This is a genomic window from Scytonema sp. NUACC21, assembly GCF_054684315.1.
This window is the reverse complement of sequence record NZ_BAAFZH010000008.1, coordinates 1-9,069: the sequence shown is the minus strand read 5'-3', so window position 1 is coordinate 9,069 and position 9,069 is coordinate 1. Positions and strand designations below refer to the sequence as shown.

The 9,069-nt window shown below is 42.9% G+C and carries 8 protein-coding genes, 1 rRNA gene and 4 pseudogenes; 6 read left to right on the top strand and 7 right to left on the bottom strand.

The features are described 5' to 3' along the window. Positions 1-156 precede the first annotated feature (156 nt). Positions 157-939: pseudogene (malQ, locus tag ACYRY3_RS00440) on the top strand (4-alpha-glucanotransferase); the annotation flags it as partial. Positions 940-977: 38 nt separating this feature from the next. Here the strand turns inward: malQ and ACYRY3_RS00435 are convergent. Then, positions 978-1,865: a sensor histidine kinase gene (locus ACYRY3_RS00435; protein ID WP_460199927.1), complete on the bottom strand. Its 888-nt coding sequence runs from the start codon at positions 1,863-1,865 to the stop codon at positions 978-980. Between ACYRY3_RS00435 and ACYRY3_RS00430 the strand changes: the two genes are divergently transcribed. From ACYRY3_RS00430 to ACYRY3_RS00415, 4 genes and pseudogenes are all read left to right on the top strand, one after another. Continuing rightward, on the top strand, positions 1,753-2,886 hold the full coding sequence (locus ACYRY3_RS00430) for a TauD/TfdA family dioxygenase (RefSeq protein WP_460199926.1): 1,134 nt from the start codon (positions 1,753-1,755) through the stop codon (positions 2,884-2,886). The genes ACYRY3_RS00435 and ACYRY3_RS00430 overlap by 113 nt on opposite strands. Further along, a pseudogene (hisF, locus tag ACYRY3_RS00425) lies at positions 2,805-3,278 on the top strand (imidazole glycerol phosphate synthase subunit HisF); the annotation flags it as partial. The gene ACYRY3_RS00430 and the pseudogene hisF, both read left to right, overlap by 82 nt. A 100-nt stretch (positions 3,279-3,378) precedes the next feature. After that, positions 3,379-3,576: a hypothetical protein gene (locus tag ACYRY3_RS00420; RefSeq protein WP_460199925.1), complete on the top strand. Its 198-nt coding sequence runs from the start codon at positions 3,379-3,381 to the stop codon at positions 3,574-3,576. Between the two features lie 76 nt (positions 3,577-3,652). Continuing rightward, entirely contained in the window at positions 3,653-3,991 is a 339-nt protein-coding gene (locus ACYRY3_RS00415) for a hypothetical protein (protein ID WP_460199924.1), read from the top strand. An 80-nt stretch (positions 3,992-4,071) separates the two neighbouring features. Here the strand turns inward: ACYRY3_RS00415 and ACYRY3_RS00410 are convergent, their stop codons facing one another. From ACYRY3_RS00410 to ACYRY3_RS00395, 4 genes and pseudogenes are all read right to left on the bottom strand, one after another. Continuing rightward, complete coding sequence (locus ACYRY3_RS00410) at positions 4,072-4,581, bottom strand: hypothetical protein (protein WP_460199923.1); 510 nt, start codon at positions 4,579-4,581, stop codon at positions 4,072-4,074. Positions 4,582-4,638: 57 nt separating this feature from the next. Then, positions 4,639-4,983, bottom strand: a pseudogene (locus ACYRY3_RS00405) (cation:proton antiporter domain-containing protein); the annotation flags it as partial. 487 nt (positions 4,984-5,470) lie between these two features. After that, on the bottom strand, positions 5,471-5,890 hold the full coding sequence (locus tag ACYRY3_RS00400; RefSeq protein ID WP_460199922.1) for a transcriptional repressor: 420 nt from the start codon (positions 5,888-5,890) through the stop codon (positions 5,471-5,473). A gap of 322 nt (positions 5,891-6,212) precedes the next feature. Beyond that, positions 6,213-6,443, bottom strand: a pseudogene (locus tag ACYRY3_RS00395) (sigma-70 family RNA polymerase sigma factor); the annotation flags it as partial. Positions 6,444-6,476: 33 nt separating this feature from the next. Here ACYRY3_RS00395 and ACYRY3_RS00390 point away from each other — a divergent pair. Then, a complete protein-coding gene (locus ACYRY3_RS00390) occupies positions 6,477-7,340 on the top strand; it encodes a hypothetical protein (protein WP_460199921.1) in 864 nt (287 codons plus the stop codon). 540 nt (positions 7,341-7,880) lie between these two features. On the opposite strand, the gene rrf is transcribed toward ACYRY3_RS00390, so the two are convergent. Together rrf and ACYRY3_RS00380 are read right to left on the bottom strand one after the other, a co-directional pair. Further along, positions 7,881-7,990, bottom strand: a 5S ribosomal RNA gene (gene rrf / locus ACYRY3_RS00385). Between the two features lie 728 nt (positions 7,991-8,718). Beyond that, positions 8,719-9,069: XRE family transcriptional regulator (locus tag ACYRY3_RS00380; RefSeq protein WP_460199920.1), on the bottom strand; the 351-nt coding region annotated here is incomplete at its 5' end.

The following is a 9,069-nucleotide window of genomic DNA, read 5'->3' as shown; positions in this document are numbered from 1 at the left end:
GTCAAACATTTTTGTTAAGGCTGGTGGAAAGTGGCTAAACAAAGGACAAAGGACAAATGACCAAGGGGAATTAAAGTGAATTGAGATAATTCATCCCCAGTAACTGTTCCGTGGTAAAGTCGATGCGATCGCAATCTTGTTAACAACAGGTTGAGTATGCCTTTTCCCAGATCCAGTGGTATTTTATTGCATCCCACCTCATTTCCAGGTCGATTTGGCATTGGGGATCTAGGCTTAGAAGCCTATCATTTTATTGATTTTTTGAGAGACAGTTGCCAGCAATTCTGGCAGGTTTTGCCTTTGGGACCGACCGGTTATGGTAATTCACCTTATGCTTGTTACTCAGCATTAGCTGGTAACCCCTTCCTCATTAGCCTTGAGAAAATGGTGGAACAGGGCTTATTAGCTGAGGAGGACTTTGCTAATTTACCAGCATTTGAGGCGTCTAGGGTAGACTACGATAAAGTTATACCTATTAAACTCGAACTGCTAAGGAAAGCCTGCGAGCATTTTAGAAACAAGGCAACTGCCATACAGCAAAAGGAATTTGCAGGTTTTTGTGACAGCAAAGCCTATTGGCTTGATGATTATGCCTTGTTTATGTCGCTAAAAGACGCTCATGGGGGAAGCAGCTGGCATAAATGGCAGCCAGAACTTGCAAAACGCGAACCAGAAGCATTAGATCGAGCTGGGAGAGAATTAACTGCAGAAATTTTCTTCCACAAATTCATGCAGTACGAATTTTTCCGTCAATGGTCTGAATTAAAAACCTACGCCAACATGAGCGGTATTCAGATTATTGGCGATATCCCCATTTATGTAGCTCATGATAGCGCTGATGTTTGGTCCCATCCTGACATCTTTTGCCTGCATGAAGAAACAGGAGAAGCGGCATTGATGGCAGGGGTTCCACCAGACTACTTTAGTGAAACCGGTCAACACAAATGACCAATGACAAATGACTAAGGACGACTTAGCTAAATTGGCAGAGTAATAATAAACTTTGTTCCCTTACCAAAGGTAGACGAACATTTGATATGTCCATTGTGTCTATCGACAATAATTTGGTAGCTGATAGCTAATCCCAGCCCAGTTCCCTTACCCACAGGCTTAGTTGTAAAAGACGGTTCAAAAATTCTAGCTTGCACCTCAGGAGGCATACCAAAGGCATTATCTTCAATGCAAACTGTAACGGTTTTTTGCTGGCGATCGACCGTTGTAGTAATCGTAATGGTACTATCGCAAGCAGCAACTATCTCCCGATGTGAGCGATTTTGATGAAGGTCATCAAATGCATCAATAGCATTGGCGATAATATTCATAAATACCTGATTCAGTTGTCCGGGATAGCAAGTAATTGGAGGTAAGTCACCGTATTGTGTAACAACCTCGATTTTAGGGCGGTCTCCTTGGTCTTTCAGTCTATGTTTTAATAGCACTAAGGTACTATCGATTCCTTCGTGAATTTGAAACTCTACCTTAGATGAAATATCGGAGCGAGCAAAGGTTCTTAGAGATAGGCTGATGTCCCTAAGGCGATCGATTCCCTGGTGCATCGATCCCAGAAGTTTTGGTAGATCCTCAGCCATATACTCTAAATCAATTTCTTCAATCAGTTCTTCAATTTCCGGGTCTGGGTGTGGTATCTTTTGCTGTTGCAGATTCACCAAACGCAGGAGATCCTTGATATAGTTCTCAATATGAGAGCAATTTCCACTAATAAAACCAATTGGATTATTAATCTCATGACCTATGCCTGCAACAAGTTGTCCAAGGGTAGACATTTTCTCACTTTGGATGAGTTGTAGTTGGGTTTGTTGTAACCTTTGTAGAGATTTGGTTAATTCTGCGGTGCGTTCTTGCACTCTTTGTTCTAGGGCTACTATTCCATTCCAACTAAATTTTGAAGAGATTGGCGAGCATTTCTTAAACAAAGATGCTGTCAGTAAAATCAACTCAATATTTGCAGAGCATGGAGCCGTTTTACTGCGGGGTTTTCCGTTGAAAACTGCTGAAGATTTTGCAGATGTCGCAGCACAGTTGATCGCTACCCCAACGGATTACATGGGTGGTACTATAGCTCGTCAACCAATAAAAGGCTTAGTATACAATTCAAGTGAATTCCCTCCAGCAATCACCTTTCCTATTCACAATGAAATGGGGTACACTGATAATCCTCCCGAACGAATACTTTTTTTCTGTTTAGAAAAAGCAGAGGTAGGGGGACAAACACCAATCTGCGATTGTCGGGGTGTTTTGCAACGGTTACCAAATCAACTTGTGGATGCCATACGTACTCACGGTCTTCGCTATATCCGACGCTTACCGAAAGAAAGTGATGATTACATAATGGGTTGGAGTGAAACTTTTGAAACTGAAAATACCCGTATTGCCGAAGAAAGGTGTAAGGCAATGGGTTTTAACTGTAGTTGGGAAAGTAACGGCGATATCATGGTGATTACTAACACTGTAGAAGGTATTCGTCGCCACCCACACACAGGGGAAGAACTTTGGGTTAACCAAATTTCTAGCTATCACTCCTCAAGACATGAACACTCACTGCGGATTACACCACCGGAATTTCTTGGTGATATAGTAGCATCTGTCAATTCAGATAAAATGGAAGCATCTCCAATCCTTAAGTTTATAGCAAGAGCTTCTGGTTCATTAGTAATAAAATTAGGGAGTAAGATGCTTCCAGTACTTTTATTTTTCCAAAAGTGGTATACTCCCGGTAATATTTATTGGAATAGTACCCTTGGCGATGGTACTCCTTTTACACGCAAGGATATTGAAGCAATATGGAGGTTAGTATTAATTCTGCGGCGGTACGCGATCCGGATTTTATTAATCGGGCAAGTGACCGCTTTGGCAATCAATGCATAGTTGTTGCAATTGATGCCAGAAGGCGGTTAGATGCCAACAATCCAGGTTGGGATGTCTACGTGAGGGGTGGACGAGAAAATACTGGTATCGATGCCTTATTTTGGGCGCAAGAAGCTGAAAAGCGTGGTGCGGGAGAACTCCTGGTTACAAGTATGGATGCCGATGGCACTCAAGCGGGTTATGACATAGAATTAACACGCGCTATTGCCGAAGTCGTGGAAATTCCAGTCATTGCATCTGGCGGTGCGGGTACGTGCGAACACATTCATGCGGCTGTGACGGAAGGTAAAGCAGAAGCTGCATTACTAGCCTCACTTTTACATTACGGACAATTAAGCGTTGGTGAGATAAAATCTTATTTGCGCGATCGCACAGTTCCAGTCAGAATGTAAGCCAAACTAGCAAACCCTTTTGTATCCACACTCAGAGGAGTTCAACACAGTTCTTGGAAACGATGTTAATATAAGTTAACAAGAATTAATATACATAGATATGTTGATCCCTATTTTAGTCTTTGATGTAGCACTAGTAGCCTGGTCGTTACATTTAATGGAAAAAGCTTACGAAAATAAAGAATTTTCATTAATGCTCGCTGGTACGCTAGTTGCTATGGCAGCAGCTGCCATGTTAGTCGTTTATTTTCTCATGGGACATTGCATGAGTTACTTGCTGCAAGCATCCTACGGCTAGTGATTAACGGCTAAGGGCAAATGCCAATATTTAGCAATTAGCAATTAGCCGTTGACAACCAATCCAATCTTTAGGTATGATAAATAATGCATTACACGGGGTTATAGCTCAGTTGGTAGAGCACTTCAATGGCATTGAAGGGGTCAGCTGTATCATTATGATTGGTGAAATCGGTGGTCAATTGGAAGGGGATGCAGCCCGTTGGATTAAAGCCGATGGAAATCGCAAGCCCGTTGTAGGATTCATCGCGGGTGAAACGGCTCCTAAAGGTCGTACTATGGGGCATGCTGGTGCTATTGTGGGTGGTTCTGATGATACCGCTGCTGCTAAAAAAGCCATCATGAGAGAATGTGGAATTCACGTGGTGGATTCACCTGCTGAAATTGGTAAAAAAGTAAAAGAGGTATTGGGCTAATCAGCTCATTTCTTACATAAACAAAATCCCGCTCGTTTGCAGCGGGATTTTTTATTTTATACCTCTGTTGGTTTTCGAATTTAATTCGGAAAAGGATTGGACCATTTTACATCGGTATATACTTGGGTACCACTCAACGTTCGCATAAAAGCGATTACAGCATTCACTTCTTGTTGATTCAGGTTGAGTTGTTGTCCAAATCCGTTGGGGCGCAGTTTGGGGTCAAGGTTGGTATTGCCCGGTGCCAAATTTATGGTGCCATAATGTCCAATCGCAGCCTGAAGCGAGCTAATCATGCCGGTATGCATCATGGGGCCGTTGACGGTTCCATCGGTTTTTACTAAATCACGTAAACTTGGGGCGCGGGTAACATGGATATCAATACCGCTTCCTGCCAGTGTTCCAATAATGCCATTATTTCCACTGTTAGGCGCGATATCAAATTCAGGTGCCGCATGACAGCCAGCACAACCTAATCCTCCGCCGGTGCGAACCCCTTGAGCATTAAACTGTGGAGGCGTTAAAAATAAATTTTTTCCCATATTTTCTTGATTGGTAAAATTGGGAAAAGGTACTCCATCATTGGCCACTTGGTTGCGCCCTTGATCATATTTGGAGTCAAATGATTGAATACTGCGGATAAATTATTCACCCAGCCAGTGAGCTGCCATACTACCACCAAGCAGCGTGATGAGCGTTCCAAGGGTGACAAGCAACTGAAGGCTGCTTGAAACTTTGCCTAACTCTCGCAGATCCAAATTGAGCCCGCCTTCAAATAAAATAATTGCCGTTGCTAGGGCGACTATAACTTCCAACCCAGTGCCTAGCATATGAGGATGCAATAGCCCAATACCATCCGAGCCAAGCAGAATGCCCAACAGCAATAAAAAGACTATGCTGGGTACCCGCAGGTATGCCGCCAGCACTTGAGCGCTAATGCCTGCAAAGACGGCAATCACCATCTGCAGGGTCATTTCAAATGATGCTTCCATGTTGTAGATTTTGAGCGATATATTTCAAAATCTCTTTTGAAGGGTTGTCATAATTCGGTTTTGTAGGTGCAGTATCACTCCAATTACGTTTTGATAATTCAGGTATTTTTTCAATACTTAGTCTGATATGGTACTGCATTTTTCGCATTCTATTACAACAGTAGTGACAGTTATCCACGAGTAAAAGTATTTCACTCATGTATTTACGTTAAGGCAATGAGTGGATGCACATAGTTTATCTTTCCCATTTTCTAATCTTGTTCTGGCGATCGCCACCAACTTTTTTCCTATGACTGTAGAAAATTCTGCTATTGCCACCCTTTAGGTTGGTTGATGGTATCGTTGGTTCAGAGAGGGCGATAGCGAAGCTATGGCAATTCCCATCTTCACTAGACCAGCATACCGTGCCGACAAAGGGTTTGAGGTAGCTTGGCTCCGAGCTAAAAATTTTTTTTCAAAAATATGTTGACATTAGAAGAGAAACCCATTAAATTAATAAAAGTGAGAGCCACAACGGTGAGCCAAAAGCGCCCCCATCGTCTAGAGGCCTAGGACACCTCCCTTTCGTGTCGTTTTTGAACTCGATAGTGGTATTACACCGCACACAGATTAGGTGATGGTGGTGATGGGGATCGGGCTGGTTGAGTTCGTAATGTTTGTGTCCTTCTCCCAGTTCTAACTCTCGGAGGATGCCCATTCGTGCCATCAGTTTGAGAGTGCGATAAATAGTCGATAAGCTAATTCCCTCTCCTTTGACTTCTAACCTCTGATAGAGATCCTCAGCACTGAGATGCTCCCCTTGTGGAAGATCTTGAAAGATGTGTAGAATTGTTTCGCGCTGGGGTGTCAGACGCCAGCCACGTTCATTGAGTTCTGCCTTGAGTGCGGTTGCTGAGTAGACAGTCATAATTATTTTTCTCAATAAAGGCTATTAGTTGCGAATATAGCAAAAGTTCGGACTAATTTGCAATAAAACCTGCTTATTGAGAATGTTTGTTAAATGCTCAATAACAATCGTGAAACGTTGATGAGCATTTAACTAGAGCAACGATCCCCGTTCAGAAGATATTTAGAAAAGAATTGGAAAGTTTAAATGGGCTTAAATGCAAATCATTAGCTACAACCTACTCAGAAAATATAGGAACGGGGATTTGGTAGTCATTTGTCCTTTGTCCATTGTCCTTTGTAATAAGTTTTATGACAAATGACTGGGGAGTGATGAGCAACGACTAACTTAAGGACTCTAAGTAATCGCGGATCATGTTACGGCGCTTGGGTTGGCGCAGCTTTTGCAACGCTTTGGACTCAATTTGACGTACCCGTTCCCGTGATAAATCAAGAGCACGACCAATTTCTGCTAGGGAGTAAGGATGACCGTCAGATAAACCAAACCGCATCAAAATGACATCGCGTTCGCGGCTGGTTAAATCTGCCAGAAGATGATGCAAGTCTTTTTGTAAAGGAATAGCTTTGATGCGGTATTGATTGTCTCTGTGGCTCAGTACTTTCCAAGCATTGACTATTTGTTTCAGGTTCTAGAAAAGGCAGTCAATGCTGTAGAACCAGGAGGTTTCATTTTTCTGGGAGATATTCGCAGTCTGCCCCTATTAAAAGCATTCCACGCCTCAGTTCAATTTTATCGCGCACCAGAAACTTTTTCTAAAGAAACCTTACAACAGCGTGTTCAAAAACAGTTGTTTGAGGAAAAACAATTAGTAATCGACCCCGCTTTCTTTACTGCGCTCAAACAGCACCTACCGAAAATTAGTCATGTTGATATTTTGCTAGAGCGCGGTTGTTCCCAAAATGAATTAACTAAATTTCGTTACGATGTAATTCTCCATGTGGACGATAAACCAGTTCCGACAGCGGAGATACCCTGGCTGGATTGGAACAAAGAAGGGCTAACCCTTTCCTCAGTCCGGCGCATCCTAGAAGAAACTGCACCCCAATTTTTAGGTCTTACTGGTGTACCGAATGCCCGCACGATGGTAGACTTTCAACTCGTGCAGTGGTTAGCAAATGATGAGTTACCAGAAACTGTAGGTGAAATGAAGCAACTTTTAAGCTACATTGAAGATCGAGGCATAGAGCCAGAAGTCTTCTGGGCATTAGAAAAAGACTTCCCTTACTCAGTTCAAATTAGTTGCTCAGGTATTGGTGCAGGCGACCGCTATGACGTAATCTTCAAGCGTTCTACACCTAATGCTGCTCGGTGTTTCTGTTTGCCTGCTGCTGTACCTCCTTCGTCCCGTTCTTGGCACGATTACGCTAACACTCCTTGGCAAGGAAATTTAGCACGTGAACGAGTACCTCAGATCCGAAATTTCCTGAGAGAAAAACTACCTGAAAACTAATTCCTGAAGCTTCGGATCTAGTTTGTCATTTTATCGGAAATTGGTTTAATCGCGTTAAAACGTCACAAAATAACCTTCACTTTTACCCTGATTTTGACGCATTCAAAGCCCAATTCAAAACGGATCCCCCTGCTTTAGTACTGATTAAAGGAAGCCGCGGTATGGCTCTTGAACGAGTCTTAGAATTGCTACAATAGAGTATTGTAAATGTACTTTTCAGCTTTTTCACAAGTCATAATTCATAACTCATAATTCATAATTCATAATTCAAAATAATTCCTCGAGCGTGCCCCTCCGGGTCGGGCAATCCGTTGCAAGTCCTCGCTCCGTTGCCCTTCGCTGTGGGCTTTCCACTGCTGTCCCTCACGCGGGTGATTGCGCTTTTACAACCCTAGTTAAAATTTACCAGGCAAGTAATCCTATCGCATTCCCCCCCAAAAAAAAACTTGCCAATGGGCAACCAATCATTTATAATCTATCATTCACAATTTATCATAAAAACAAAAAGACCTTTACATTACTGTAAAGGTCTTTCAAAAAACAAGGCGGCGACATACTCTCCCACAGTTATGCAGTACCATCTGCGCTGTCGGGCTTAACTTCTCTGTTCGGAATGGGAAGAGGTGAGCCCCGACGCAATAACCACCTTAAGAGGTTGGTTAGTCTTGTCAGTGGTTGGCATACCAACACTGCAACAAGCAAAACCGTCTCGAAACTAACGAGACTAATGTCTTAACACACTGCGATAAGATAAGGTAAACAAAGCTGACCCGTCCCGATTACTCGGGACGGTATCGATACATAAGCTTACGGGTTATTAGTACTACTCGGCTATGACATTACTGCCTTTACACCTATAGCCAGTTGCGGCTATACTCAGCTTGGAAGGATAAGACAATGACTCAAATACTGGAAGACTTCATTGACTCGTTACCAACCCCGGAGATTGGCAATTCCTCATCGACCCCACTCCCGCGTTACCGGGAAACATAGGTCGGGGGTCAATTCGTCATTGCCCCAAAATTCATCCCACGCGGCACTTCGTGTCAGACGTGGAATGAATTTTGGTTTAAGCTAAAAAAAATGTCTCAAAACTTTATTGGAATAATAACAATTTTCAGTTAAATGTTTTAAATAATGATTGAAAGCCATGCGCTTTTTTGATAGAAGCTCATGGATGAGCAAAATCAATCAAGGGCTTGAACCCATATATTGGCTTAAAAGTCAACCTTAATTGTGTCAGTTTAACAAGAAGGCAACGCTTAACAGGGAACTCCTCGAAAGTTTTGTGCGTGCTTCTGTAGAGCCTGCAATCGCGCAACTCCCTCAACGCCTTACCCGCTTCATAGAACGACCTTTCTATCCCCCATTCCGCACCCTAACTGTCACAAACGGTAATTATTGATGACATCAATTCACTTGCTCCGGTATTTTTACGGTCTTCTAAGAGAGAATGGGCAATTAAATTAATGATTTCCACTCTTTCTACAGGAGACGCGGACGATACAAGCATTCGCAGGCTCACTCCTGGCTTTGCACCAAGCAACTGAGACAAATACCACTCCCGTGCTTCCATAGGTACAACCCCTAGCAAAGCTAGAAACTTTCCAGTGCCCAAGTCAGCCTTTCCCTTACGAAATCTAGAGATTAGCACTTCTGAAACTCCAGCTTGCTTGGCCACAACCCTTGCCGAAAGGTTAAACCTATCGAACATCTCGTCAAATAGTTG

Excerpts from the sequence above, each read along its gene's own strand:
- ACYRY3_RS00430 (WP_460199926.1), top strand. The coding sequence starts at position 1,753 with ATGCCTGCAACAAGTTGTCCAAGGGTAGACATTTTCTCACTTTGGATG.
- ACYRY3_RS00420 (WP_460199925.1), top strand. The coding sequence starts at position 3,379 with ATGTTGATCCCTATTTTAGTCTTTGATGTAGCACTAGTAGCCTGGTCG.
- ACYRY3_RS00415 (WP_460199924.1), top strand. The coding sequence starts at position 3,653 with ATGATAAATAATGCATTACACGGGGTTATAGCTCAGTTGGTAGAGCAC.
- ACYRY3_RS00400 (WP_460199922.1), bottom strand. The coding sequence starts at position 5,890 with ATGACTGTCTACTCAGCAACCGCACTCAAGGCAGAACTCAATGAACGT.